This is a genomic window from Nocardia sp. NPDC004582 (assembly GCF_053602115.1).
The window spans coordinates 1-25,432 of sequence record NZ_JBSGCY010000072.1; the positions used below are offsets into that span (position 1 = coordinate 1).

Annotated in this window: 23 protein-coding genes; 11 read left to right on the forward strand and 12 right to left on the reverse strand. The window is 70.3% G+C overall.

The genetic code is table 11. The features are described 5' to 3' along the window. A partial coding sequence (locus ACWELJ_RS20270) for a hypothetical protein (protein WP_452367688.1) occupies positions 1 to 208 on the reverse strand: 208 nt, incomplete at its 3' end. A 48-nt stretch (positions 209 to 256) separates the two neighbouring features. On the opposite strand from ACWELJ_RS20270, the gene ACWELJ_RS20275 reads away from it, so the two are divergent. From ACWELJ_RS20275 to ACWELJ_RS20285, 3 genes are all read left to right on the forward strand, one after another. After that, entirely contained in the window at positions 257 to 673 is a 417-nt protein-coding gene (locus ACWELJ_RS20275; RefSeq protein WP_452367689.1) for a hypothetical protein, read from the forward strand. Between the two features lie 185 nt (positions 674 to 858). Next, positions 859 to 1,440: a sigma-70 family RNA polymerase sigma factor gene (locus ACWELJ_RS20280; RefSeq protein ID WP_154786124.1), complete on the forward strand. Its 582-nt coding sequence runs from the start codon at positions 859 to 861 to the stop codon at positions 1,438 to 1,440. Continuing rightward, positions 1,433 to 2,569 carry an anti-sigma-D factor RsdA gene (locus ACWELJ_RS20285; RefSeq protein ID WP_452367690.1) on the forward strand — a complete coding sequence of 379 codons (1,137 nt, stop codon included), beginning with the start codon at positions 1,433 to 1,435 and terminating at the stop codon, positions 2,567 to 2,569. The genes ACWELJ_RS20280 and ACWELJ_RS20285 overlap by 8 nt, the downstream gene beginning before the upstream one ends. 102 nt (positions 2,570 to 2,671) lie before the next feature. Here the strand turns inward: ACWELJ_RS20285 and ACWELJ_RS20290 are convergent, their stop codons facing one another. Further along, a complete protein-coding gene (locus tag ACWELJ_RS20290; RefSeq protein WP_029923780.1) occupies positions 2,672 to 3,085 on the reverse strand; it encodes a DUF5319 domain-containing protein in 414 nt (137 codons plus the stop codon). 404 nt (positions 3,086 to 3,489) lie between these two features. Here ACWELJ_RS20290 and guaB point away from each other — a divergent pair, with 404 nt between their 5' ends. Together guaB and ACWELJ_RS20300 are read left to right on the forward strand one after the other, a co-directional pair. Next, the gene (guaB, locus tag ACWELJ_RS20295) at positions 3,490 to 5,034 is read left to right on the forward strand and encodes an IMP dehydrogenase (protein WP_452367691.1); all 1,545 of its coding nucleotides are present in this window, start codon (positions 3,490 to 3,492) and stop codon (positions 5,032 to 5,034) included. A 79-nt stretch (positions 5,035 to 5,113) separates the two neighbouring features. After that, positions 5,114 to 6,247, forward strand: a complete 1,134-nt coding sequence (locus ACWELJ_RS20300) for a GuaB3 family IMP dehydrogenase-related protein (RefSeq protein ID WP_452367692.1) — start codon at positions 5,114 to 5,116, stop codon at positions 6,245 to 6,247. A 139-nt stretch (positions 6,248 to 6,386) separates the two neighbouring features. Here ACWELJ_RS20300 and ACWELJ_RS20305 read toward each other — a convergent pair whose 3' ends face one another. Then, positions 6,387 to 7,205: an alpha/beta fold hydrolase gene (locus tag ACWELJ_RS20305; RefSeq protein WP_452367693.1), complete on the reverse strand. Its 819-nt coding sequence runs from the start codon at positions 7,203 to 7,205 to the stop codon at positions 6,387 to 6,389. Between the two features lie 315 nt (positions 7,206 to 7,520). Here ACWELJ_RS20305 and guaA point away from each other — a divergent pair, with 315 nt between their 5' ends. After that, positions 7,521 to 9,080, forward strand: coding sequence for a glutamine-hydrolyzing GMP synthase (gene guaA / locus ACWELJ_RS20310; RefSeq protein ID WP_452367694.1), 1,560 nt, complete (start codon positions 7,521 to 7,523; stop codon positions 9,078 to 9,080). Between the two features lie 127 nt (positions 9,081 to 9,207). On the opposite strand, the gene ACWELJ_RS20315 is transcribed toward guaA, so the two are convergent. From ACWELJ_RS20315 to ACWELJ_RS20350, 8 genes are all read right to left on the reverse strand, one after another. Next, a complete protein-coding gene (locus tag ACWELJ_RS20315) occupies positions 9,208 to 9,408 on the reverse strand; it encodes a hypothetical protein (RefSeq protein WP_357098351.1) in 201 nt (66 codons plus the stop codon). After that, complete coding sequence (locus tag ACWELJ_RS20320; RefSeq protein ID WP_452367695.1) at positions 9,401 to 11,062, reverse strand: PspC domain-containing protein; 1,662 nt, start codon at positions 11,060 to 11,062, stop codon at positions 9,401 to 9,403. The genes ACWELJ_RS20315 and ACWELJ_RS20320 overlap by 8 nt, the downstream gene beginning before the upstream one ends. A gap of 161 nt (positions 11,063 to 11,223) precedes the next feature. Further along, a complete protein-coding gene (locus ACWELJ_RS20325) occupies positions 11,224 to 12,429 on the reverse strand; it encodes an FAD-dependent monooxygenase (RefSeq protein ID WP_452367696.1) in 1,206 nt (401 codons plus the stop codon). Between the two features lie 219 nt (positions 12,430 to 12,648). Beyond that, positions 12,649 to 12,924 carry a nitroreductase/quinone reductase family protein gene (locus ACWELJ_RS20330; RefSeq protein WP_452367697.1) on the reverse strand — a complete coding sequence of 92 codons (276 nt, stop codon included), beginning with the start codon at positions 12,922 to 12,924 and terminating at the stop codon, positions 12,649 to 12,651. A 72-nt stretch (positions 12,925 to 12,996) separates the two neighbouring features. Continuing rightward, the gene (locus ACWELJ_RS20335) at positions 12,997 to 17,079 is read right to left on the reverse strand and encodes an nSTAND1 domain-containing NTPase (RefSeq protein WP_452367698.1); all 4,083 of its coding nucleotides are present in this window, start codon (positions 17,077 to 17,079) and stop codon (positions 12,997 to 12,999) included. Positions 17,080 to 17,186: 107 nt separating this feature from the next. After that, positions 17,187 to 17,837 (reverse strand): MspA family porin, encoded by a 651-nt coding sequence (locus ACWELJ_RS20340; protein WP_452367699.1) that lies wholly within the window; start codon positions 17,835 to 17,837, stop codon positions 17,187 to 17,189. 282 nt (positions 17,838 to 18,119) lie between these two features. Then, positions 18,120 to 18,242 (reverse strand): hypothetical protein, encoded by a 123-nt coding sequence (locus ACWELJ_RS20345; protein ID WP_452367700.1) that lies wholly within the window; start codon positions 18,240 to 18,242, stop codon positions 18,120 to 18,122. A gap of 10 nt (positions 18,243 to 18,252) precedes the next feature. After that, the gene (locus tag ACWELJ_RS20350) at positions 18,253 to 18,846 is read right to left on the reverse strand and encodes a hypothetical protein (RefSeq protein WP_452367701.1); all 594 of its coding nucleotides are present in this window, start codon (positions 18,844 to 18,846) and stop codon (positions 18,253 to 18,255) included. A 128-nt stretch (positions 18,847 to 18,974) separates the two neighbouring features. Here ACWELJ_RS20350 and ACWELJ_RS20355 point away from each other — a divergent pair, with 128 nt between their 5' ends. Further along, positions 18,975 to 20,270 carry an ATP-binding protein gene (locus ACWELJ_RS20355; protein WP_452367702.1) on the forward strand — a complete coding sequence of 432 codons (1,296 nt, stop codon included), beginning with the start codon at positions 18,975 to 18,977 and terminating at the stop codon, positions 20,268 to 20,270. 71 nt (positions 20,271 to 20,341) lie between these two features. Further along, positions 20,342 to 20,983, forward strand: coding sequence for a response regulator (locus ACWELJ_RS20360; RefSeq protein ID WP_213557894.1), 642 nt, complete (start codon positions 20,342 to 20,344; stop codon positions 20,981 to 20,983). Between the two features lie 28 nt (positions 20,984 to 21,011). On the opposite strand, the gene ACWELJ_RS20365 is transcribed toward ACWELJ_RS20360, so the two are convergent. After that, on the reverse strand, positions 21,012 to 22,148 hold the full coding sequence (locus tag ACWELJ_RS20365; RefSeq protein ID WP_452367703.1) for a protein kinase domain-containing protein: 1,137 nt from the start codon (positions 22,146 to 22,148) through the stop codon (positions 21,012 to 21,014). Between the two features lie 405 nt (positions 22,149 to 22,553). Between ACWELJ_RS20365 and ACWELJ_RS20370 the strand changes: the two genes are divergently transcribed. From ACWELJ_RS20370 to ACWELJ_RS20380, 3 genes are read left to right on the forward strand one after another with little or no spacing between them, the layout of a single operon-like run. Continuing rightward, positions 22,554 to 23,306 (forward strand): hypothetical protein, encoded by a 753-nt coding sequence (locus ACWELJ_RS20370; RefSeq protein ID WP_452367704.1) that lies wholly within the window; start codon positions 22,554 to 22,556, stop codon positions 23,304 to 23,306. A gap of 20 nt (positions 23,307 to 23,326) precedes the next feature. Beyond that, positions 23,327 to 23,683, forward strand: a complete 357-nt coding sequence (locus ACWELJ_RS20375) for a hypothetical protein (protein ID WP_452367705.1) — start codon at positions 23,327 to 23,329, stop codon at positions 23,681 to 23,683. Next, complete coding sequence (locus tag ACWELJ_RS20380; RefSeq protein WP_452367706.1) at positions 23,650 to 25,428, forward strand: DNA polymerase Y family protein; 1,779 nt, start codon at positions 23,650 to 23,652, stop codon at positions 25,426 to 25,428. Before ACWELJ_RS20375 ends, ACWELJ_RS20380 begins: the two co-directional genes overlap by 34 nt. The last annotated feature ends 4 nt before the right edge of the window (positions 25,429 to 25,432 follow it).

Below are 25,432 nucleotides of genomic sequence, written 5' to 3' on the forward strand. Positions count from 1 at the left end.
CCTCGGGGTAGAAGAAGTTGATATTGGCCATGGAGGACGAGAAGTTGCCGCCGCCGATCCCGCGCCCGCCGCGACACTCGCGGAGATCCGATCCGCGGAAGCTGTTTGCGATGCGTTGACCGGACTCGCCGCGGACGCTCTGGGCACGCTCCGCCCGGCGCTTGCCGCCCGGCTGCTGAATCGTTGCCGAAATTATCTCGACGTTCACCTGCCCGCCGCCGACACGGCGTGGCGACCGCGCGTGCGGCTGCACTGGGTGAGTGCCGAGACCGCGCTGTCGGCCCCCGGCTCCGGATTGATCTCCGCCCCCGCCGCCGATCCGGCCGCGGGCGCGGGGCCGGTCCCGTCCGACCCGGCCCTGGCCCACGCCGAGGCCGCGGTCGCGCTGGCGGAAAAGTCGCCCTCGCTGCGGCATCTGGTGAAATCCCGGCTACTGCTGGCGGCCGCCAGCGCCGCCGCCGGCGAGCTCGATCGATCCCGTGCTCTCGCAACCGAAGTCGATCGGGCCTGCGTCGAACACGAGCTGCTCCCGCTGCGCTGGGCCTGCGCCATGCTCCGCTCCGGCGTCGAGCCCGGTGGCGACGGCGCGGCGGTGGCGGCCGAGTGCGCGCGGTTGCTGGCCGCTCGCGGTGGGCGATTGCGTTCGGCGAGCGAGCTTCTCGGACGTCCCTGAGTCATCCACTCGGCATCGCTGAGTGATCTCCGGCACTTCCCTGAGACTGCCCCGAGAACGACCCCGTAACGATTGGCGCGAGTACGCCAGCCGCTATTGTTGGACCGTTCCGCCCCTCCGCGGAAGCACCGGCTCGCCTTCCCGCCGCCGTGCCACTCTCGTAAACGCCAGGAACAGCTCTGACGATGAACAACACGGGTGAGGAGTTGGATCCCGCTGTCGTCGCTGCCGCAGCGCAGGGCGACCGGGCGGCCCTTTCCCAGGTACTGGTGAGCATCCGCCCGCTCGTGGTGCGGTATTGCCGCGCGCGCATCGGAACGGCCGAACGCGGCCAGCTCTCCGCTGACGACGTCGCGCAGGAGGTCTGTCTCGCCGTCATGACCGCCCTTCCCCGGTATCAGGACCAGGGTCGGCCGTTCATGGCATTCGTCTACGGCATCGCCTCGCACAAGGTCGCGGACGCCCACAGAAATTCCGCCCGTAACAAGGCGGACGCCATGGCCGAAGTACCGGATGTCATATCCACCGACCAGGGACCGGAGCAGCGAGCACTCGAATCCGAAACCAGCCGGCAGATGAACGCTCTGCTGGCGACGCTTCCGGAGAAGCATCGAGAAATCCTGATCCTTCGCCTGGTCATGGGTCTGTCGGCTGAAGAAACCGCAGTCGCCGTGGGCAGTACGGCGGGTGCTATACGAGTCGCCCAGCACCGGGCACTCGCGAAACTCAAGTCTCAAGTGGCGAGGGCAGGTGAAATGTATGGCTAGGGATGGCGAGCGCGGTCGGGGCGACTTCAAGGCGCGACCTGGATCGCAGAACAGCGGTCCCTACGCCGAGGCGTCCGGTGATACCGGGCCGGTCGATATCGCCGCGGTGCGACGCGACGATGCGCTGATCGACGCCATCTCCGGTGATGGTCCCGTGCAGACGGGCACGTCGGAGGAGTACCAGCTCGCGGCCTTGCTGGCCGACTGGCGGGCGGAGATCATGGCCGAGCCGTTGCCGGCCGGACCGGACCTGGATGCCATCGTCGCCGCGGTCAATCAGGAAGTCGGCGCACGACAGGCCAGAATCGGCGCGGGCAACCGCGGGCGACTACGGCTCGTCCGGCCGATCCTGGGTGCCGCGGCGGCCCTGGCGCTCATCTTCGGTGGCCTGACGGCGTTCTCCTACAATGCGAGCCCCGGCGATCCGCTCTGGCGGATGAAGACCGTCGTGTTCAGCGAGCAGGCCCAGTCCACCGTGGTCTCGCGGGCGGACAGTGACCTGGAGCAGGCCAAGGAGCTCATCGCGCAGGGCAAGGCCGAAGAGGCCAAGCCCCTGATGGAGCGTGCCGCGGACAATGCCTCCCAGGTCAACGACTCGGGCAAGAAGGACAACCTGACCGATCGCTGGCAGCAGCTGTACACCCAGTTGCAGGCGACGGCGCCCAAGGTGGCCGAGTCGCTGGCGGCGGTGGCCCCGGCCACGACCAAGGTCCCGGTGCCGACCTCCGCGAATGTGCCCGCGTCGCCGGTCAATCCGCCGACCAAGACGGACGGCAATCCGCCGACATCGATCGATTCGTCGGTCCTCGGTGGAACCAACCCGAACCCCAACCCGGCCACGGGTGGTGGCGGCATCTCGACCCTGCCGGTCGCGCCGCCCATCACCACGGTGCCGCCGGCGGAGACCCTGCCGCCGACCGGGCTGCCGAACACCGGTAACCCGTCGACGGTCGTGGTGCCGACCGCCGGCGACAACGGCGGTACCCCGGGTGGCGCGCATCCGCCCACCCAGCAGCAACAGCCGCCGACGCAGCAGCCGCCGGTCTCGATCCCGCCGGTGATGCCGTCCTCGCTCGCCGTGCCGTCCGGCGTCCCCGCCGTGCCGGTCCCGGTGCCGGGGACGCACTAGCGGACACCAGCTCGACCCGATCGCCCTGTGGCCATCGGTCTTTCGACAGCCGAAAACGGAAAGGGCCTGCATCCCCAGGGGATGCAGGCCCTTTCCGATGAATCAGACGTCGAATCCGTCGAATCCGTCGCCGTGCAGTGCCTCGTTCATGGAAGCGTCCGCGTAGCCGCGGCAGTAGTCCCAGGTGACGTAGGCCTCGGGCGTCGGGTCGTAGGCGGGTTCGTGCGGTCGCACCGTGCCGTCCACCAGTAGCTGGAGGAGGTTGGCGCGCAACATGTCCCAGTCGTGGTAGTGATCCTGCCGGCAGTCCTCGCAGCTGACCACGAGACCGCGGATGCCGCGGTGGGCCAGCAGCGCCTCGTACACCGCGAGGTCGGCGAGATCCTCCTCGACCGCTAGGCGCTCGTGAGGATCCAGCGGCTCGCCCGGCTCGATGGCATCGAGCGCGGCCGACGGGTCGGAGGGGTCTCCGGCGAATGGATCCGGCGGCAAGCCAGGTGGTAGATGGTCACGCACAGTCCCACGGTACGCAGAACCACCCCCTGTGCGCCAGCGCTGAAGGGGATTTGCCCCCACTTCGCTGGTGGTGCGGCGCACAGTGATGTCGTGTCCGTCGACACAGTAGTGGGATAGCAGACAAAGCGCAGCGCCAATGACATCCGCTACAGGTTCGCGGCCCGCCCCGGCCTGGACTGACGGAGCGAGGGAGCGAAGCGGAGGAGCGGAGGAGGGAAGGCCGGGGTCACGAGGGCCGCGAACAGCCCGGAGCGAAGCGGAGGGCAAATCTGGCACAGCATCAGGGGCGGATACCATGGTTGACCAAAGGCCGGGTAGCAATCGCCGGCATTGCCATTCATCTACGCATCCGCCGGGAACCCGGCCCGGCGGGTGTTGCCGAGGTCCAGGAGGGGTCGATCCGAATGAGCAGTCCCGTGACGGGCGAACGTAACGCAGGCCGCCCCCATACGGGTGGCGACGATCCCAACAAGATCGCCATGCTCGGCCTCACCTTCGACGATGTGCTGCTGCTTCCCGCGGCCTCCGATCTGATTCCGAGTTCGGTCGACACCTCCAGCAAGCTGACCCGCGACATCTCGCTGCGGACGCCGCTGGTGAGTTCGGCCATGGACACCGTCACCGAGGCGCGGATGGCCATCGCCATGGCGCGCGCGGGCGGTATGGGCGTGCTGCACCGCAATCTGTCGGTGGAGGCGCAGGCCGCGCAGGCCGAGACCGTGAAGCGGTCCGAGGCGGGCATGGTGACCGACCCGGTCACCTGTCGCCCCGATGACACCCTCGCCGAGGTCGACGCCATGTGCGCCCGCTTCCGCATCTCCGGTCTGCCGGTGGTGGACGAGCGCGGCATGCTGGTCGGCATCATCACCAACCGCGATATGCGGTTCGAGGTGGATCAGAACCGCAAGGTCGCCGAGGTGATGACCCCGGCCCCGCTGATCACCGCGCAGGAGGGCGTCACCGCCCAGGCCGCGCTGGGTCTGCTGCGCCACCACAAGATCGAGAAGCTGCCGATCGTGGACGGCAACGGCAAGCTGCGTGGGCTGATCACGGTCAAGGACTTCGTCAAGACCGAGCAGTACCCGAACGCCACCAAGGACCGCGACGGTCGACTGCTGGTCGGCGCGGCCGTCGGTGTCGGCGAGGACGCGTGGGCGCGTGCCATGACGCTGGCCGAGGTCGGCGTGGACGTGCTCATCGTCGACACCGCGCACGGCCACCAGTCGGGTGTGCTGCAGATGGTGTCGAAGGTCAAGGCCGAGGTCGGCGACCGTGTGCAGATCGTCGGCGGCAATGTCGCGACCCGCGCGGGCGCGCTGGCGCTCGTCGAAGCCGGCGTGGACGCGGTGAAGGTGGGTGTGGGCCCCGGCTCCATCTGCACCACCCGCGTGGTCGCCGGTGTCGGCGCGCCGCAGATCACCGCGATCCTGGAGGCCGTCGCCGCGTGCAAGCCGCACGGTGTGCCGGTCATCGCCGACGGTGGCGTGCAGTACTCCGGTGATATCGCCAAGGCCATCGCGGCCGGCGCGTCCACCGTCATGCTGGGTTCGCTGCTGGCCGGCACCGCCGAGTCGCCGGGCGATCTGATCCTGGTGGGCGGCAAGCAGTTCAAGAGCTACCGCGGCATGGGTTCGCTGGGCGCGATGCAGGGACGCGGCGAGGCCAAGTCCTACTCCAAGGACCGCTACTTCCAGGACGACGTGCTGTCGGAGAAGAAGCTGGTGCCCGAGGGCATCGAGGGCCGGGTGCCGTTCCGCGGCCCGCTGGACCAGGTGATCCACCAGCTGGTCGGCGGTCTCCGCGCGGCCATGGGTTACACCGGCGCGCAGACCATTCCGGATCTGCAGGCGGCTCAGTTCGTGCAGATCACCGCGGCGGGTCTGAAGGAGTCGCACCCGCACGACATCACCATGACCGTCGAGGCTCCCAACTACACCACCCGTTCGTAGCCGGCCGAAACCGGTTCGCGCATGCCGCGGACCGGTTTTGTCATGTCCGGCAACCGAACACCGAAAGGAATGACTGACGATGCGCGATATGGTCGAGATCGGCATGGGCCGCACCGCCCGGCGCACCTATGAGCTGGACGATATCGACATCGTTCCCTCGCGGCGGACGCGTTCGTCCAAGCAGGTCTCGCTGGCCTGGCAGCTCGACGCGTACCGCTTCGAGATCCCGTTCCTCGCGCATCCCACCGACGCGCTCGTCTCGCCGAAGTTCGCCATCGAACTGGGCAAGGCCGGCGGCCTGGGCGTCATCAACGGTGAGGGCCTGTGGGCCCGGCACGCCGACGTGGACGCCAAGGTGCAGCAGCTGACCGAGGTCGCGGAGAAGGAAGGCACCGAGGCGGCGGTCGCGCTGCTGCAGGAGCTGCACGCCGCGCCGATGAAGCCCGATCTGCTGGCCGCCGCGGTCGCCGAGGTGCGCGCCGCCGGGGTCACCACCGCGGTGCGGGTCAGCCCGCAGAACGCGCGTGCCCTCACGCCGGCGCTGGTGCAGGCGGGCATCGACCTGCTGGTCGTGCACGGCACCATCATCTCCGCCGAGCACGTGGGTGACGGGGAGCCGTTGAACCTCAAGACCTTCATCGCCGAGCTGGATGTGCCGGTGGTCGCGGGCGGCGTGTCCGATCACCGCACCGCGCTGCATCTGATGCGCACCGGCGCGGCGGGCGTCATCGTCGGCTACGGCTCCATGCAGGGTGCCACCACCACCGGTGAGGTGCTCGGTATCGGCGTGCCGATGGCGACCGCCATCGCCGACGCCGCGGCGGCGCGGCGCGACTACCTGGATGAGACCGGCGGCCGCTACGTGCACGTCATCGCCGACGGCGAGACCCTGACCTCCGGGCATGTCGCCAAGGCCATCGCCTGTGGCGCGGACGCGGTCATGCTGGGCGTGCCGCTGGCCATGGCCCGCGAGACCCCGGGCAACGGCTGGTACTGGCCGTCGGCCGCCGCCCACCCGTCGGTTCCGCGCGGCGCGGTGCTGCCGTACGCGGTCGACGAGGAGCGCGTCCCGCTGGACCAGGTCCTCAACGGCCCGTCCAACGACCCGTTCGGTTCGCTGAATCTGGTTGGCGGCCTGCGTCGTTCGATGGCCAAGACCGGGTACAGCGACCTGAAGGAATTCCAGAAGGTCGGATTGAACGTGCGCGGCTAGGCAACTGGCTCGAACTCGCGCCCTTGCGGACCGTTGCGGCGGATTCGCAAGGGCGCGAGCCGTATTCGGGGCCGGTCGTGCCGATTCGGTTCGCCCGCGGTCGAAGTGCTGCGCCGCGCGCAGGAGTCACGACGAGCGCTCACGGCTCCCAGGCGGCCCGCTGCAGGGTCGGGGAGGCGGGTAGGCCGCGGAGGAACTCTCGGATCGCGGAGTTCACCGCTACGGGATGGGTCATGTTCACCGTCTGGCGCGCGCCCTCGATCTCCACGTAGCTGGCCCGGGGGAGGCGATCGGCCAGTTCGCGGGCGTGGGAGCGGGGGACGCCGGAGCGGGTCGGGTGGATGACCAAAGTGGGGCAGCTGATTTCGGACAGCCGGTCCAGCACCGAGTCGCGGCCCAGCAGGGCGCCGGCGGCGACCTCGGTGGCCGCGGGGTCGCGGGCGAGCCAGCGTTTCACCCAGACGGCGCGGTACCAGTCGTCATCGCCGATGAGCCAGCGGGCCAGGTATTCGGCGAGCGCGGGACGGGGGCCGTCCTCATGCCATTTGTCCAGAAACCTTCGGGCATTGACGAGTTCGGCGGCGGTCGGTTCGTGGGCCTCGCTGGAGAGCAGCACCAGGGCGGCGACCCGGTCGGGGGCCAGCAGCGCGGTGCGCAGCGCGATGAAACCGCCCTGGGAGGTGCCGCCCACCACGGCCCGTTCCGCGCCTAGTTGATCCAGTACGGTCAGCGCGTCCCGGGCGGAGGTCCAGTAGGTGAACGGCAGCCCCTCGTCACGGGTGCGGCCGTGTCCGCGCGCGTCCCAGGTCACGATCCGGAACTCCGGAGTCAGCGCCGCCTGTTGCGACGCGAACATCGTTCGGTCCATGAGGAATTCGTGCCCCAACAGCACAACCGGACCTTCGCCCCCGCTGTCTTCGTAGTGGATCTCGGCATCGATCGCACGGGCGAATGGCACGAGGTAGAGGATAGCCAGCACCGGTGACAAACCGGCGAGCTTTCCTGCCCACCGGCACAGCGGGTGTCGGTCGGCCCACCCGGTCGGGTAGGAATTCCCGTCCACGCGAGGGCGGAAGTCCCTATCCGGAACCCCTCCGACGCGAATACCGTCCCGATGCCACCACTTCCGGGCCGGGCGGGCAACCGCTTCCGAGGCCGCGGCGCACCCCGGCCCGGGGTGGCGGTCCAACGTGATTCGCGCGCAGGTCGGCGCGGGCGGGAGCGAGGGTCGCCCGGGGGAAGTGTGTCCTATCTCGCTCACTAGACTGGGCAGGTGGCAGAAACCCAGCGACCAGTCCTTGTTGTCGATTTCGGCGCGCAATACGCGCAGCTGATCGCGCGCCGGGTGCGCGAAGCGAGTGTGTATTCCGAGGTGGTGCCGCACACGATCACTGTCGAGGAGATCGCGGAGAAGCAGCCCCTCGCCGTGATCCTCTCCGGCGGCCCCAGCAGCGTGTACGCCGAGGGCGCGCCGCGGCTGGACGCGCGGCTGTTCGATCTGGACCTGCCGGTCTTCGGTATCTGCTACGGCTTCCAGGCCATGGCGCAGGCGCTGGGCGGCACGGTGGCGCACACCGGGACTCGCGAGTACGGGCGCACCGAGCTCAGCGTCGACGGCGGCATCCTGCACGGCGGGCTGCCCACCCGGCAGCCGGTGTGGATGAGCCACGGCGACGCCGTCACCGACGCGCCCGCCGGCTTCGAGGTGACCGCGACCTCCGCGGGCGCGCCGGTCGCCGCGTTCGAGGATCGGGCGCGCAAGCTCGCCGGTGTGCAGTACCACCCCGAGGTGCTGCACTCGCCGCACGGCCAGCAGGTGCTGAGCCGGTTCCTGCACGAGATCGCCGGGATTCCGGGCGCGTGGACGCCCGCCAATATCGCCGAGGCGCTCATCGCCCAGGTGCGCGAGCAGGTCGGCGACGGCCACGCCATCTGCGGTCTGTCCGGCGGCGTGGACTCCGCGGTCGCGGCCGCGCTGGTGCAGCGGGCCATCGGTGACCGTCTCACCTGCGTGTTCGTCGATCACGGTCTGCTGCGGGCGGGCGAGCGTGAGCAGGTGCAGCGTGATTTCGTCGCCGCCACCGGGGCCAAGCTGGTCACCGTGGACGCGGTCGACAAGTTCCTGGGTGAGCTGAAGGGCGTCACCGATCCGGAGGAGAAGCGCAAGATCATCGGCCGGGAGTTCATCCGGTCGTTCGAGGACGCGGTCTCCGAGGTGGTCGGCGAGCAGGGCGAGACCAAGGTCGAGTTCCTGGTGCAGGGCACCCTGTACCCGGACGTGGTCGAGTCCGGCGGCGGCGCGGGCACCGCGAACATCAAGTCGCACCACAATGTCGGCGGTCTGCCCGACGATCTGGAGTTCGCGCTCGTCGAGCCGCTGCGGCTGCTGTTCAAGGACGAGGTGCGCGCGGTCGGCCGCGAGCTGGGGCTGCCCGAGGAAATCGTTGCGCGCCAGCCGTTCCCGGGTCCGGGTCTGGCCATCCGCATCATCGGCGAGGTGACCCACGACCGGCTGGAGCTGCTGCGCCAGGCCGACGCCATCGCCCGCGAGGAACTCACCGCCGCCGGGCTGGACAAGTCGATCTGGCAGTGCCCCGTGGTGTTGCTGGCCGATGTCCGCAGCGTCGGCGTGCAGGGCGACGGCCGCACCTACGGCCACCCGATCGTGCTGCGTCCGGTCTCCTCCGAGGACGCCATGACCGCCGACTGGACCCGCCTGCCCTACGAGGTGCTGGAGCGCATCTCCACCCGCATCACCAACGAGGTGGCCGAGGTCAACCGCGTCGTGCTCGACGTGACCTCCAAGCCGCCGGGCACCATCGAATGGGAGTGAGCGCTCCCCGCTGAACGCGAAGGCCCCGCACCTGCGAAAGGTGCGGGGCCTTCGGCCTTCTCGGAAGGGCAGTTCCGGGAAGGAGGGGACGCCGCCCCCGGCGAGGGGGTGGGGGCGGCGGGTGTGGTCACTCCCGATGTTTCTTCGGGCTGAGTACCAGGATGACGCCCACCACGATGGCGGCGATCACCACGATCCAGCCCAGCGACAGGCCACCGGAGACGGGCCAGAAGTGGGGGCCGATGAAGGCCCACACGCTCACGCCCAGGCCCAGCAATCCGGCCAGCAGCAGCGCGAACGAGGGTCGGCGGTTCTTGTTCTCAGCCACGGTTCACCTCCGCGTTTCCCATCTGCACGTCGACGATCAGGTTCAGCATGGGTCCCGTCGCCGGGCCCGAGATTCCGCTCGGGCAGTTCGAATCACCCATGCGGACAGTGCAGGTCGTGTTGACGCGCAGGTTGGGTGGCAGCACCACGCGGGCGTCGCCCATGCGCACCTTGACCTCGACCGCGCGGTCCTCGGTCAGTTTCAACTGGCTCAGGTCGAGGGTGCCCGAGCCCATCGAGATGTGGTAGACGGGCAGCAGCTCGGAATCGGTTGCGGCGGACCACTTGTGGTCGCCCATCGCGCCCTGGTCGAACTGGATCGGGCCGATCAGCGAGGCCAGGATCACGAAGCCGGCCAGCGGGGCCAGCACCACCATCAGGCCGTAGCCGCGGCGCAGGAACGCGCCCACGATGAGGCCGACGGCGATCACGGCCAGGGCGGCGGCGCCGATCCGGCCGGGCGTCATCCAGTCCACGCCGGACGCGGCTACCGAACCCGCCGCGGCGGCGGCCAGGATGGCGAGCCCGATGGTGACGGCGGTCAGCCGGGAGCGCGGGCGGGCCGGGGGAGCCTGGACGGCCTGCTGCTGGACGGGTGTGGCCGGCTCGGGCAGCTGCCAGGCCAGCGGGGCCACGCCCAGCGGATCCCAGCCGGGCGGGGTGGGGCCGAAGTCGGGGGAGATCGGGGCGGGGCCGAATCCGGCGCGCGGGCGGTCGATGGTCGGCGGAATCCGGTGCAGGGCGGGGGTTTCCACGACTGTCGGCGGGTCCGAGGGGGTCTCGGGGGTGTCGCCGTCATCGGCGCCGGTCTTCGGCTTGGTGAGATCGACCGCCGTCGCCGGGGTTTCCGCGGGTTCGTCCGGCTGCTCCGAAGTGCCGGGGCCCGAGGCGGATTCGGACTTCCGCAGGATCACGGTGCCGGTCACCGACGAGGCGGGGGCGTACCGTGTCTCGAGGACTTCGGTGACCTGCTCGGTCTCCGGAAGCTGCTGTGCGACAGCCGGTTCCGGTTCCGGTGCGGGGGCGGGCGGCTGGTTCGGGTCGGGCTCGTAGTGGTCGGGCAGCGTCGTGTAGGGCCCGTAGGTCTGGAAGGTCACCGCGTTGGTGCCCGGATATCCGGTCCAGTACGGGCTCGCGGTGCCCGGATACCCGGTGTTGAACGGGTCGGTGGCCGTCGACTGCTCGAAATACAGTGCGGGCGGCTGGATCTGGCGCTGATACAGCAGCCACCAGCCGCCCAGCATGAGCGCGAAGCTGATCACCCCGGACCCGCCGAGTCCCACCCCGACGGGACCCATCGTGCTCACGGCGATCCCCAACGCCACCATGAGCACGATGGTCTTGGACGAGGGCTGCGACGCCTGGCCGCGGCCGAACAGCGACTCCGCCGCCGAGGACTGGTCGCCGGCCTGGTTCAGCAGCAGCCATCCGAGCAGGTAGAGCACGACGCCCGCCCCGCCGAACAGCGCCGACACCACGAACGCCACCCGCACCAGCACCGGGTCCACGTTGTAGCGCCGGCCGAAGCCGACGGCGACGCCCGCGATCGGCCCGTCCTTGGGAAACCGCACCGGCCGGGTCTGCCACAGATCCTGAATCTGATCGGAGAAGCCGGTACGCCCAGCACCCTTGGACCAGTCGCTCGTTCTCGTCATGGCATCCATCGTGCTGTCGAGGGCCGTTCGGGCACATCGGGGATCACCCTGAACCCCCACCTGAACTTGGCCCCGACCGGCGCACACCGCCCGAATGACGGCCGGGTCCGTGCCCGAATCCGACCGTCATCGTGGGTGCGGCGCGAAAGGCGCTGTGCCGCTTACTGGCCGGCCGGCGAAGCGGCGGGGGTGCGGGAATCCGGCAGGTCGGCGTAGTCGGGCAGGTCGATGCCGTTGAGCGCGCGGTCGATCAGGTCGAGGTCCCAGTCGGGTTCGGGGCTCGGCTCGGCGTCCGGGTCGGGAAGGTCGCGGCTCTGCGCGTGCAGGCGGCCGATCTCCTGGTTGGCCTCGACGAACGGGCGCATGCGCCGCTCGTAGGCGGCGAACCCGGCTTCGGGGTCCCAGTCGGCGGCGGCCAGTTCTCCGGCCAGGATGTACGCGCCCACCAGGGCCAGGCCGGTGCCCTGCCCGGAGTAGGGGGAGGAGCTGAAGGCCGCGTCGCCGAGCAGGCCGACGCGTCCGCTCGACCAGCGGTCCATCACCACCTGGGCGACCTGGTCGAGGTAGAAGTCCGGGGCGGCGTCCAGGTGGGCGAGGATGCGCGGGGTCAGCCAGCCCATGCCGTCCATCCGATCCCGCAGCAGGCGCTTCTGGGCGGCGATGTCGCGGTAGTCGACGTCGAGGTCGGGGGCGACGAAGGAGAACAGGGCCATCGCCTGGGTGGCGTCCGGGATGGGGCGCAGGCCCGCCGTGCGGCCGGTCGTCTGGTAGTCGATCAGCCAGCGGTCCAGCTCGAATTCGTTGGGCACGGTGTAGAAGGCCAGCGCGTGCCCGAGGCGGCGGACGAACCGCTCGTGCGGGCCGAAAACCATGGCGCGCAGCCCCGAATACAGCCCGTCGGCCCCGATCACCAGATCGAAACGCCGCCGCTCTCCGCCCTCGAAGACCACGTCGACCCCGTCCGCGTCCTGCGTGAGTTCCACGATCCGGTCGCCGAAGAGGTACTCGACCTCGTCGCGAGTGTCGTCGTGCAGCACCCGGGACAGGTCCCCGCGCAGGATCTCGATCTCCGAGATATACCCGTCCCCGTCATGCTCGTCCGCCCGGAAGGTCTCCAGCACTGTCCCGTCCGCGTCTACCGTGTACGCCCCCGCGGTCTCGGTCCGGGCCGCCCGCACCTGGGCCTCCAGCCCCATCCGCCGAATGACCTCCTTGGTCACCCCGCGCGCATCCACCGCCTGCCCGCCGGGCCGCAACTCGGGTGCCCGCTCCACGACCGTCACCTCGGCCCCCCGCCGCCGCAACCAGTGCGCCAACGCGGGCCCTGCGATACTCGCCCCCGCCACCAACACCCGGATACCACTCATTGCGCCTCCCTCTCGCCGATCCGAATCAGGTCCGGATTGTTCGCGCCTACTCTGACTCACCGCTGTCGGTGCATCCGGTGGTTTCGACGGCTGGGGTGCGTGAAATTCATCGGTGGTACGTGTCACCGAGGCGACCGCCCAGTAGCGGGAGTCCAAACGTCGAGCGTTGGGGGCGCGACCCGAGTCGACCCCCGACGCACGGGCATGGACGTCGAGTCCTCAGGCGGGTTGGCGGTACACCGCGATGACGGGGATTTGGCGGGTGGTTTTGGCTCGGTAGTCGGCGAAGACGGGCATGAGGTCGATCATGCGGTTGTAGAGGGTCGTGGCCTCGGGTTCGGGGAGGAATTCGGCTTTGCCGGTGTAGGTTTCGGCGCCCAGTTCGACGGTGAGGTCGGGGTTGGCGCGGAGGTTGTGGTACCAGGCGGGGTGTTTGTCGGCGCCGCCGTTGGAGGCGATGAGGACGATGCGGTCGGTGTCGGGGACGTAGACCAAGGGGTTGGTGGTGGGGCGGCCGGACTTCGCAGGGGCTGAACGGTATTCCGGTTCGCCGGAAGCGGTTCGATGTCAGTGCGCCGGGCAGGGCGGGTGGTAGGGGAGTTGGGGAAGGTGCCGGCGCCAGAGATCTTCGGTCCAGCTGCCGGAGGTGGTGTCGCAGACTCGGGCGACGGCGTGGGGGAGGTCGGTGTCCCAGAGTTTGATCGGGCCGTAGGTGGTGGTGACGGCCAGGTGACGGTTGTCGGGGGAGGGGACCGCGCTGATGGAGGTGGGGCCGGATTCGGCCAGGGAGTCGGTGGGGGTGGGGTGGGCCGGGTCGGTGAGGTTCCAGAGCTGGGCCGCGCCGTCGATGCCGGTGGTGATCATGGTTCGAGAGTCGCTGGTGAAGCGGATCGACGCGAGGCTGAGGGTGTGGGCCGGGATCGGGTCGGTCAGGCGGCGCGGCGCGGTCGGGGTGGCGATGTCCCAGATCTGGAAGGTCTCGTTGGAGATCAGCAGCATCGTGCGGTGGTCGGGAGTGAAGACAGCCTGGTCGCCGACCACCGCGGGCTGGCGGAGCAGTTCGGCGATGCGGTGCGGGTGGGCGGGGTCGGCGGTATTCCAGAGGGTGACGGTGAATTCGGCGGACTTGATGTCGCGGTCGCCGCCGACGATTTCGGTGATGGCGAGGGTTCTGCCTTCGGCGTCGAAAGTCGCTCTCGGGTAGCCCGTTCGGGTCGGCAGGCGGTCACCGACGGGTTTGGGGTGGACGAGGTCGGACATGTCCCACAGCTGAATCGTGTTGTCCGCGTTGGTGGCGGCCGCGAGGCGCAGGTCGGGGGAGACGGACGGGGTGTAGGTGGCGCCGGGAAAGGCCGGATCACCGAGCGGGCGCAGGTGAGCCGGGTCGGACAGGTCGAAGAACCGCTGGGTTTCCTTCGCGTACGAGCCGTCGGGTGAGCTGCGGATCAGCAGGGTGACCCCGTCCGGTGACAGGGCGGCGCTGAGATGCCCGGGCTCGGCGCGGTATTCGCCGATTCGAGTGGGCTGGTCCGGATTCCGCAGATCCCACACGATGATCTGGCCGTTGTCGGAGAAAGTGACCAGGCGGGTTCCGGTGCGGTCGAAGGCGGCCGTGGCGGAGAGCCCGTCGGGGGTGGTGAGGATGGTCGGCAAGGACCAGGTCCGGATGTCACCGCGGGCGTCGCCGGTGGCGAGGGTGCGCCCGCCGGGCGTGAAGGCCACGGTGGTGGGAGCGCCCTTGCAGGGGGCCGTGAGCTGGTAGTAGTGGCATTGACCGGGATTGCCCGGGAGATCGGAGCCGTAGCGGGTCGGGTGGGCCGGGTCGGCGAGGTTCCACAGCGATGTGCCCTGCCCGCTCGTCAGGGCGAGGACTGTGCCGTCGGGGGCGAATTCGAGAGTTCCCACGTAGACCGAACCGACGTTCAGCGTCGAATGCCGGTGCGCGCGGGCGGGATCCGAGATGTCCCACAGTTCGACGGTGGCTTCGGAGGCCATGGGGCGCAACCGGGCCACCACCGCCAGCATGGTTCCGTCGGGGCTGAAGGCGGCGATCCGGCTGGAGGGGATCGACTCACCCAGCGACGGCACCGCGGTGGGGTTGGCGGGATCGGTGATATCCCACAGGTCGAGTGCGCGGACGCCGGCGCCGAGCGTGGAGTGGGTGACCGTCAGCAGCCGTCCGGTCGGGTTGACGCGGAATTCGATGTGGTCGGCGGGGTCGATCTGGACCTGCCGGGACGAGAGCTGGACCGGGTGCGACGGATCCGCCGCATTCCACAGGCTGAACTTCGTGGCCGTCAGGGTCGCGAGCACACGGCCCCCGGGCACGAACGCGACCTGGGCGTAATTGGAGTCCGGCGGCTCGGCGACGGTGGCCAGCCGGCGCGGAGTCGCGGGCGCGGACACGTCCCACAGCACGATGTGCCGGGTGTGGCCGTCGGCGGCGCTGGTGGTGGCCAGCAGGGTGCCGTCGGAACTGAAAGTGGCGCTGTTGAATCCGGTCAATTCCGCTGCCGCGGCCTCGGGCTGCCGGGTATCCGGGCTGCCGACCAGCGGAAGCGGCTGTACGGACAACGGTTTCGGATGCTGCGGATCGGTGTTGTCCCAGAACCGGAGGGTGTTCGCGGCCGAGGAGATCAGGATCTTGCCGTCGGGGCGGTAGACGATCTTCTCGATGGCGGTCGTATGGGCGGGGGTGACCGTCGCCAACGGGGTGTCCTGCGTCTGGAGCAGCCGTGAGCGGACGGTCCGATCACCCGGTCGCAGCCGGTAGGCGACCAGGTTCAACTGCGCGGCCAATGACGGGTCGGACTGCTGCACCCGATCCGCTTCGGCCAGGACGGCGGCGAAGTCGCGGTCGTCGCGGCGTTGATCGGCCAGCCGCGTCTGGGTGTAGGCGCTGAACCCGAAAACCAGGACGGCCACGGCGAACAGAGCCAGCCGGGCGCGGATCCAGGTGGCGCGGCGACGGGACTTGGTGCGGGCTGTCGTCGCGGCGGTGAGGAATTCGGCGGCCAGCGGACCGACCGGGGGCGGGTCGGCGTGTTCGAGGGCGGTCTCCAGGCGCGCGCCCTGATAGAGCAGTGATGAATCACGGTCCTGCCCGGCCCATTCGGCGGCGTCGGTCTCCAGGCGCTGGCGGACCAGGTAGCCGACGCGGTCCTCGTCGATCCAGGTGCGCAGGCGGGGCCAGGCGGTGAGGACGATCTCATGGGTGAGGGTGACGGTTGCGGCGTCGAGGGTGACCAGGCGGGTGGCGGCGAGCAATTCCAGTGCGGCGGTGGCGGCTTCGGTGTTCGCGGCGCGGGACAGCAGGTCGGCGCGAATCCCGGGGCGGCGGGTGTCGCGAGCATCGCGGGTGACCGTGACCAGCCCCAGGAGAAGCTCTCGGGCGGCCGTGCGCTGGTCGGGAGCCAGTTCGTTCCAGGCGTATTCGGCGGTCTCGGCCACCGAACCGACGACGCCGCCCGCCTTGCGGTAGCCCGACACCGTGAGCCGGCGTCCCTCCCGGTACTGCCAGGTGGCGGCCATGACATGGGAGAGCAGCGGCAGCGCGCCCGGGTCATAGGTGCGGCGGTCGTGCTGGTCGCCCGCGCCGCAGAGTTCGGTGACGACCAGCTCTTCGAGGCCGCTCTCCAATTCCAGGCCGACCGCGCGCGCCGGGCCCGAGATGGCCTGGGCCAGTTCCTCGGTGCGCATCGGACCGAGCAGGAAACTACGGTGCTCCAGGGCCTCCTGGAGAACGAGATGGTTGAGGCAGTGGGCGTAGAAGTCGGCGCGCAGGGCCAGGACGACGGCGACGGGGTCGTCGGCGCGGGAGGCGCAGGTGTTCAGCACGGTCAGGAAGGCTTCGCGCGCACGATCGTCGGCGCAGGCGGTGAAGAGTTCCTCGGCCTGGTCGATGACCAGCAGGCGGCGCGGGCCCTCGGAGCGTGGGGCCAGAGCCGGAGTCACCCGCCGGAGATCTGCCTCCGGCTCGGTGTGGTCGGGTGCCGCGTTCGGCTGCGAATCCGATTCGGCCCGTGTCGTTTCCGCGATCGCGGATCGCAGTGCGGCCAGGGGATACTCGCCCGGGGCGAACAGCACCGTCTCCCAGTCGGCGAGCGCGGGGATCAGGCCCGCCGCCAGCAGCGACGACTTGCCCGCGCCGGACGCGCCGATCACCACGACCGGACCGGCGGCCGCGCGCACGAGACCGACGAGCTCCGAGGTGGCGCGGGCCCGGCCGAAGAACAGGTCGCGGTTCTCGCCGCCGAAGGCGATCAGGCCGGGGTAGGGGCAGGCCGCTTCGGCGTCCTCCTCCGGGGTCCAGGTGGTGGCCTCCTGCCAGAGACGCTGCCACTCTTTGGGATCCGCGAGCTGCCGGGACAACGGCCGACCGGTCTTCCGGGCCAGATCGGTGAGGGTGAGCACGACCGGGAGCAGCGATTCGAAGCGGGCCGGAACATTGCGGCCCGCCTTCCAGTCGCTGATGCGCTGCGCGGACGCGCCGCCGGGCCGGTTGCCCTGGGCGGCGCGCATGCGGTTCTCCGCCGCGGTCGCGACCCGGCGCAGGGTCGGATTCCCCGCCGACGCATAGAGTTCGGCGAACCGCTGGGCGAAAAGCGCACGTGGTGACCGGATTCGATCAACGTCGGCCTCGATCACCACGTGCTGTCCCGCCGTCGGTCCCCCACGAGCATCTCGCCAATGTAGCTGTCGGGGAACGGGAATGCCGAAACGGCGGTGCGGGGTTTCGCACCGCCGGTCCGGGCGGATCACAGCGAGATCGGGTCGCCGACGACCCAGTCCGCGGCGTCCGCTCCCGGGGAGGTCGCCTCGATGATGGTGTACGCCTGCACGGTCAGCGGGCCGCCGCAGCCGTCCACGCGCAGCTGGTAGTCGCGGTTGACGATGGAGCCGGTGTCGCTGGTGGGCAGCTGCTTCTCACCCAGTTTGACGTCGGTGATCTTGCCGGGCGTGATGCCCAGCGTGACACCGATGCTGGCGCCGATCTTGGGCACGATGTCGACGCTCGCGCTCGGCGTCACCAGCTCCAAGCCCGCCGATACCCCGAGGTCGGCCCGCAGATCGACGCCGGCGCCGGCCCCGATGGTGAACTTCACGTCCAGGTCCACCGCGCACGCGACGAAGTATCCGGTGCGGATCTTGCCGGTTCCGCCGGTCACCTTCCCGTAGGAAGTGTTGTCCAGGTAGACCTCCCGGCTGGTCGGCATCCCGTTCAACGGCGCGACCGGGTGCGCCGCGTGATCCCTGTGCCCCACCGTGACCGTCAGTCCATTCGGTGCGACGGTCGTCTTCTCATGCGGTGCGAGGCCCCCCTCGGCGTGGGCGATGCCCGCCGCCGGTGCGCCGCAGAGCAGACCCACGGTGGTGACGGCACCGGCGATGGCGGTCTTGATGATCATGTGAGTCCTCCCCGACTCTCGATGCGGAGCTCGATGCGCCGCTGAGCTGAAAGGTAGGGAGGCGGAGTGTGGCCGGGCTGTGAGATTCACCCGGTCAGGGTGTGAAAACGCAGTTCGGACACGGGAAGGCGATTATCCGGTCCGGCGGGGAACGATCATCCGCCCGATACCCCGGCCATATCCGGCGGAATCGGATACGGCCCAGGTCAGCGCCCATATTCTGTCCGGTCCGGACAATTCACGTCTTCGCGTTCCACACCGGTGACGGCCGCCGCATCGAGTTCACAGGCCCGGGGCATGGGGGCCGGTGGCGATGCCCGCGGTTTTCGCGCGCGTGCCCGGGGCGTTCGCGGTGGGGCTGTTGGCGGGGTTCGCGGCGATGTCGGGCTGGTTCTGAGGAGACACGCGGTTCGGTTCAGAACTTGCCGATGTGGTGTTCGATTCGGTGCCCGATTCGGGCGGCGAATTCGGTGATGAAGTCCTCGGTGAGGGGCGGCCAACTCCAGAAGTCGAAGGCGAGGCAGCCCAGAGCGAAGTCGTCCGCCCATCGCCAGGAGGTGATGGGGCTCGGTGTGGCGCACGAGGGGCAGATCGCCGTGCCGGTGCCGGTCTGTTTCCAAGCGTCGATGGCATCCGAGAACGGCTGCCACACAGCGGGATCGGCTTCCCACTCCTGGGGGTAGTCGATGATCACGGTGGCGGCCCGGCAGCGTGGGCATATCGCGGAGGCCGGTTCGATGAAACCCCTGCCGGAGTAGTGGTCGTGGCGTCCGACGACGACGGCGACGGGGCCGGGAATCCAGTCGGCGCCCCAGTTCTCGGTGATCTGCGGCCAGTCCGGGCCCGGCACATAGCCCGCGTCGACCTGGTGGCTGTACATCGCGTCGCGGGAAGTCTCCCGGAGCAGCCATCGCCGCGACACCATCCAGTCCACCATCTGCCCGGCCAGTGTGCTCGCCTCGGCCGCGGTCACCTCGAGGTCGACGATTCGTTCGAAGTAGTCACCCACATTCCCATCCTGGCAGCGGGGACCGACACCGGTTCCCGGTGACAACTGGAACCTGTCGGCATGCTCAGGGGTCGAATCGGGGTGTTTCCCGATGCCGGGCGTCGGATACCCGTGCCAGTATCGGAGGCATGTATCCGTCCGCGCCCTTGTACGACCCGGCCCGGGGGGCCGCCGCCGTGGCGACCCAGCCCAAGCTGGTGCGTCGGAAGGGCGGGCGCGTGGTCGGCGGGGTGGCGGGCGGGCTCGCGGATCATCTCGGGGTCGACGTCTTCAAGGTGCGGATAGCGTTCGTGCTGCTCGCCGCGGCCGGGGTCGGGATCGTCGCCTACGGCATGCTGTGGATCTTCACCCCCGCGGGCGGGGACGTGGCGCCGCCGGCCGGGGCGGAGCGGCGGCAGGCCATCGGTCTGGCCCTGCTGGGTATGGCGTTGTCGGTGGCGACGGCCTGGCTGTTCGACGGGACCGCCGCGCATGTGGTCGGACCGGTCATCGTGGTCGCCATCGGCGCGGCGCTGGTGTGGCGTGAATTCGACGCGGACGGGCCGAGATCCGTCATCGGGCTGCCGGCCAAACCGTCGGTGGTGACGTGGGCGCGGATCATGGGCGGGGCCACGCTCATCGTGGTCGGGCTGGGCGTGGTGGTGCTCGGGCGGATCAATCTCAGCTCGCTCGGGTCGGCGCTGCTGGCGGTGGCGGTGACGCTGCTGGGGGCCGGGCTGCTGACCGTGCCGCTGTGGCTGCGCATGGTGCGGGCGCTGAATTCCGAACGCGCGGCGCGGATTCGCAATGAGGAACGCGAGGAGATCGCCTCGCATCTGCACGATTCCGTCTTGCAGACGCTGGCGTTGATCCAGCGGCAGGCCGAGGACCCGCAGGAAGTGGTGCGGCTGGCCCGCAGTCAGGAACGCGAGCTACGCAAGTGGCTGTTCGAGGACGCCGGGCCCGCGCAGTCGAGTCTGGCCGCCGCGCTGCGCACCATCGCGGGTGAGGTGGAGGACCAGCATGGGGTGAAGGTCACCCCGGTCACCGTGGGCGATGTGTCGATGGATGTCGACGACAGCGGAATCGGTTTGCCCAAGGAGCATTTCACCGCGGTGCTGGGGGCCGCCCGGGAGGCGCTGGTCAATGCGGCCAAGCATGCCGGGGTGCCGACCATCGACCTGTACGCCGAAGTGGAGCCGCATCAGGTGAGCGTTTTCGTGCGCGACCGCGGCAAGGGCTTCGACCCGGACGCGGTGTCCAAGGACCGGCAAGGCGTGGCCAAATCCATTCACGCCCGCATCGACCGGCGCGGTGGGCACGTGGAGATCAAGTCCGCGCCCGGCAACGGCACCGAGGTGCGAATCTTCATGCCGCGCAAGGACGGCGGCGACGAGCGGCTGGTGGTGCAGACCGACAGCCCGGAAGACGCCGCGCAGCTGTGAGTTCCGGGCGGGCCGGGGGCCGGGGATTGTGGTACCGATGGGGGCAAGGTTCGTCAGGTGAGGAGAACTAGGTGAGCGTCCGGGTCTTTCTGGTCGACGATCATGCGGTGTTCCGGTCCGGGGTGCGGGCGGAGCTGAGCCGCGAATCCGATATGGAAGTCGTCGGCGAGGCGGGCGGCGTCGGCGAGGCCATCGCCGGGATCAAGGCGACCGCGCCGGACGTGGTGCTGCTCGACGTGCACATGCCCGACGGCGGCGGGGTCGCGGTGCTGCAGGGCATCGACGCCGGGCCGGTGTGCCTGGCGCTCAGCGTGTCCGACGCGGCCGAGGACGTGATCGCGGTGATCCGGGCGGGCGCGCGCGGCTACGTCACCAAGACCATCTCCGGGCCGGAACTGGCCGACGGCATCCGCCGGGTGTCGGGCGGGGACGCGGTGTTCTCGCCGCGGCTGGCCGGGTTCGTGCTGGACTCGTTCACCGGCAAGTCGCAGGTGCCCGAACCGCCGCTGGATCCGGAACTGGATTCGCTGACCCCGCGCGAACTGGAGGTGCTGCGGCTGCTGGCGCGCGGCTACACCTATCGCGAGATCGCCGAGACGCTGTTCATCTCGGTGAAGACGGTGGAGACGCACGCCTCGAACGTGCTGCGCAAGACCCAGCAGTCGAACCGGAACGCCCTGACGAGGTGGGCGCACCGGCGTCGCATCGACTGATCGTCGACATGAGATCGGCTGAGAGCGCTTACAGCGCGATCACGACGACGATGATGATCAGCAGCCCGATGAGCAGGCCGATCGCCACCGCCAGCGGTCCCGCGTTCGGGCCCAGCTTGCTGAAATCGAACTCGAAACCCTTCGCCTTGGGCTGCGCCGCGACCTGAGCCGCGGGGGTCGCGCGCTGCGGGCGCGGCAGCGGGCTGGAGTTCGGGCTGCGCAGGCCGGCCGCGGAATTGCGGGCCGCCCACGCCGGAATCGTCCCGTCCTCGGTGCGGACCGGTGCGTTCAGGATGTAGGGCGCGGTGCCGGGACCGAAAGCGGCGGTGAGGATCTCGTTGCGGGCCTCGGTCATGGTGGGGCGGCGCTGCGGGGCGGGCTCCATCATGTGCAGCAGGACCTCGGTGAGCGGGCCGCTGCGGGCGGGCGGGGTGATCTGGGCCATGGCGGCGCGTTCGACGATGACATTGCTGTCCTCGTCGAAACCGTAGGGCGGCTGACCCTCGATGGCGGTGTACAGCGTTGCGCCGAGCGAGAATACGTCGCTGGCGGTGGTGGGGCGGGCCCCGCGGGCGACCTCCGGTGGCAGGTAGGCGGGGGTGCCGGTGATGACGTCGCCGATCTCCTCGCTGGTGTCGTTGGCGCCGCTGGAGATGCCGAAGTCGGAGAGCTTGACCATACCGACCTCGTCGCCGCGGTCGGCGACCAGGATATTGCCGGGCTTGATGTCGCGGTGCACGATGCCCGCGGTGTGCGCGGCCGCCAGCGCGTCGGCCACCTGCGCGCCGATCTGCGCCACCTCGATCGGGGACAACTGATCCACCAGCGCAAGGGCTTTGGCGACACTGCGCGAGGGCAGGTACTCCATCACCAGCCAGGGTTCACCGGCCTCGAGCACCACGTCGTAGACGGCGATGGCGTGCTCGTGCGACAGCTTGGCCGCGACCCGGCCCTCGTGCATGATCCGGCTGCGGACCTCGCGCGCCTCGTCCTCGCTCAGGCCCTGCGTGGTGAGGACCTGCTTGATGGCGACATCGCGGTGCAGCAGGCGATCGGTCGCCAGCCAGACGGCGCCCATGCCGCCGCCGCCGAGCTTGGATTGCAGACGGTAGCGGCCGGCCACCAGATAATCGGGGCCGACAATGGGACGAGCGCGTTCGGTCACGGGTGCAGGGTAGCGGAAAACCATCCTGACTGGCCTGGTTCGAAACCCGGGGTTTGCTGGGTCTTGCGGCGCGGGTTCGCGGATTCCTTTCCAGACCCATACGGACACACCGTGTTTCGCACGCGCTCCGGTCCTGGGGGAGCGGTGGGAGATTGTCGGAGGTGTGGGGATCTTCCGGACGAAACGACGCGCGACCCGCCCACGCTCCCTTTCGGATAGCCGGTTGCCGACGGGCCGGGCGGCGGGCGGGGAGGGGGCGCGCAGGTTGTGTGGCCGTGGTGGGGGCCACTGACTCTTGACGCGTCCCGGGACTCGAGTTCTACTGTGCATTGATCGAACATGAGTTCGATTATGTCAGGTAACTGGATCGGTGCTAGCCCGTCGACTGGGAGAGGTGGTCACTGGATGGGTGCGGCGGCGGAAGCCAGGCGGGAACAGCTGGCGGAATTGCGGCGGCGGATGGCCGCGGTCCCGGCGCGCGGCGCCGAGGTCGCGGCGCGCGTACCGGTGGCACCGGAACCGCGGCGGGAGCCGTTGCCGGTGCCCGCGGCACTCGAAAACCTTTTGCCCGACGGCGGATTGGCCAAGGGTTCAGTGGTCGTCTACAACGGCGCGGGCTCGCTGATCTCCGGGCTGCTGGCCGCGGTGACGAGTGCCGGCGGGCACGCCGCCGTGGTCGGGCTGCCGCGGCTGGGCCTGCTGGCCGCCGCCGAGATGGGGGCGCGCCTGGACCGGCTGGCCGTGGTCTCCGATCCCGGGTCCGATCCGCTCGAAGTTGCCTCGGTATTGCTCGATGGCCTGGACCTGGTGGTTCTCGGGCTGAACGGGCTGGCGGTGCCGATGTCGCGCGCCCGTGTCCTGGCCGCCCGTGCCCGCGGCAAGAACTCCACGCTCATGGTGACCAACGGCTCCTGGTCCGGGCCCGCGCTGCACATCGACACCCGGGTCGCCGGATACGGCGGCCTGGGCCGCGGCTGCGGCCGCTTGCGCACCGTCCGCCTCGACGTCTCGGTCCGCGGCCGCTCCGCCCAACCCCGCCTCGGCCACCTGTCCCTCAGCCCGGCCGACGGCCGCGTCGAATGGGTCTCCACCGCCGACCCCGACACCGCCGCCCCCGCCGCACCCGAACTGCGGCTCGCCCGCCATGTCGCGTCCTGACCACCCCGCGAGGAACTGCCATGCCATGGCGGCCTGACAGCCCCGGCTCCCTGCGCGGCGAGAACCCTCTGCGTGGCGAGGACTTCCTGCGTGGCGGGGACTTCCTGCGTGGCGGGAACTTCCTGTGCGGCGAGGACTTCCTGTGCGGCGAGGACTTCCTGCGTGGCGAGGACTTCCTGCGCGGCGAGGTCTTCCCGTGCGGCGAGGACTTCTCGCGCGGCAATAGTGCCTTGCGAGGAGGAAGTGCTCTGCGCGGCAAGAGTCCGCTGTGCGACAAGAGTGCCTTGCGTGGCAAGGGTGCTTTGCGTGGTGGAAGTGCGCTGTGCGGCAAGAGTTTTGGATCATGTGGTCGTGTAGGGAGAGGAGGCGGGTCGTGAAGCCGCGGCGGGTGCTGGTGGTGTGGTGCCCGGATTGGCCCGCGGTGGCGGCTGCCGCCGAGGCGGGAGCGGAGGCTACCCGCGCGGTGGCGGTGCTGGCGGCCAATCGGGTGATCGCGTGCACGGCGACCGCGCGGGCCGAGGGGATCCGGCGCGGGCTGCGGAAGCGGGAGGCGCAGGGGCGGTGCCCGGAACTGCTGGTGGCGCAGGATGATCCGGATCGGGACGCGCGGCTGTTCGAGCCCGTGGTGACGGCGGTGGACGCGACGGTGCCCGGCGTCGAGGTGTTGCGGCCGGGGATGCTGGCGCTGTCGGCGCGCGGGGCGGCGCGGTTCTTCGGGTCGGAGGAGGCGGCGGCCGAGCGACTGGTGGACGCGGTGGCGGCGGTCGGGGTGGAATGCCAGATCGGGATCGCCGACGAGTTGTCCACCGCGGTCTTCGCCGCCCGCCGCGCCACCCTGGTGCCGTCCGGCAAGGGGTCGGAGTTCCTTGCACCCCTGTCGATCTCGGAGTTGGCGGGGGACCCGGTGCTGGCCGCGCCGCAGCGGGTCGAACTGGTGGATCTGCTGCATCGGCTGGGGCTGCGCCGGATCGGTGACTTCGCGGCGCTCACGCCCGCGGAGGTGGCGTCGCGGTTCGGGGCGGACGCGATCGTCGCGCACCGGTGCGCCCGCGCCGTGCCGGAGCGGCCGCCCGCGGCCCGCCTGCCCGCCGCCGACCTGACCGTGGAGCAGCGCTGCGATCCGCCGATCGAACGCGTCGACATGGCGGCCTTCGCGGGCCGCATGCTCGCCGCCGAACTGCACACCAAGCTCGCCGCGGCCGCCGTGGCCTGCACCCGCCTGGTGATCCACGCCGAAACCGAGGCGGGCGATCAGCTCACCCGCATCTGGCGCTGCGCCGAACCCCTCACCCCCGACAGCACCGCCGACCGCATCCGCTGGCAGCTCGACGGCTGGCTCACCCGCCGCGCCCTGGACCGCGCCCGCGCCTACCGCGCCACCCACAGGGGCGACGCTCCCGCACACACGAACGACGGTGGCGTGCATCGGGATGGCCGGGGCGCGCGCGGGCACGGCGGAGGCACGCGTCGGTCCGGCAGGGTGAAGGCCTATGGGTACGAGCCGGATCCGAGTGAGGACTGGGAGTCCGGGCCGAACGCGGCCATCGTGCTGCTGCGGCTGGAACCTGTCGAAGTGGTGTCGGCCGGGGCCTTGCAGTTGGGGCTGTGGGGTGGGGTCGGGGAGGACGAGGAGCGGGCGCGGCGGGCGTTGATCCGGGTGCAGGGGCTGCTGGGCGGGGACGCCGTGCGGATGGGGGTGCTCAGTGGCGGGCGGGGGCCGGAGGAGCGGATCACCATGGTGACGCTCGGGGACGAGCCGGTGCCGGCGAACGATCCGGCGCAGCCGTGGCCGGGGCGGTTGCCCGAGCCCGCGCCGGCGCTGGTGCTCACGCATCATCCGCGGGTGCGGCTGGAGGGCGTCGACGGGTCGCCGGTCTGGGTCAGCGATCGCGGCATGTTCACGGCGGATCCGGTCCAGCTGCATTGGGGCAGTAGTTCGTGGCGGCTGTCGGGTTGGGCGGGACCGTGGCCGGTGGACGACCGGTGGTGGACGCATCGGGTCGAGGACGGTTTCGCCGCGCGCGCCCAGGTGCAGCTGGACGCGGAGGACGCCACGCGCCTGCGCGCGCTACTGCTGATCGGCTACGACAACGCCTGGCATGTGGAGGGGTTGTACGAGTAGCGGT

Bases quoted from the DNA above. Each gene is read 5' to 3' on its own strand.
- ACWELJ_RS20280 (WP_154786124.1), top strand. From the start codon at position 859: ATGAACAACACGGGTGAGGAGTTGGATCCCGCTGTCGTCGCTGCCGCA.
- ACWELJ_RS20285 (WP_452367690.1), top strand. From the start codon at position 1,433: ATGGCTAGGGATGGCGAGCGCGGTCGGGGCGACTTCAAGGCGCGACCT.
- guaB (WP_452367691.1), top strand. From the start codon at position 3,490: ATGAGCAGTCCCGTGACGGGCGAACGTAACGCAGGCCGCCCCCATACG.
- ACWELJ_RS20300 (WP_452367692.1), top strand. From the start codon at position 5,114: ATGCGCGATATGGTCGAGATCGGCATGGGCCGCACCGCCCGGCGCACC.
- ACWELJ_RS20320 (WP_452367695.1), bottom strand. From the start codon at position 11,062: ATGACGAGAACGAGCGACTGGTCCAAGGGTGCTGGGCGTACCGGCTTC.
- ACWELJ_RS20325 (WP_452367696.1), bottom strand. From the start codon at position 12,429: ATGAGTGGTATCCGGGTGTTGGTGGCGGGGGCGAGTATCGCAGGGCCC.
- ACWELJ_RS20340 (WP_452367699.1), bottom strand. From the start codon at position 17,837: ATGATCATCAAGACCGCCATCGCCGGTGCCGTCACCACCGTGGGTCTG.
- ACWELJ_RS20355 (WP_452367702.1), top strand. From the start codon at position 18,975: ATGTATCCGTCCGCGCCCTTGTACGACCCGGCCCGGGGGGCCGCCGCC.
- ACWELJ_RS20370 (WP_452367704.1), top strand. From the start codon at position 22,554: ATGGGTGCGGCGGCGGAAGCCAGGCGGGAACAGCTGGCGGAATTGCGG.
- ACWELJ_RS20375 (WP_452367705.1), top strand. From the start codon at position 23,327: ATGCCATGGCGGCCTGACAGCCCCGGCTCCCTGCGCGGCGAGAACCCT.
- ACWELJ_RS20380 (WP_452367706.1), top strand. From the start codon at position 23,650: ATGTGGTCGTGTAGGGAGAGGAGGCGGGTCGTGAAGCCGCGGCGGGTG.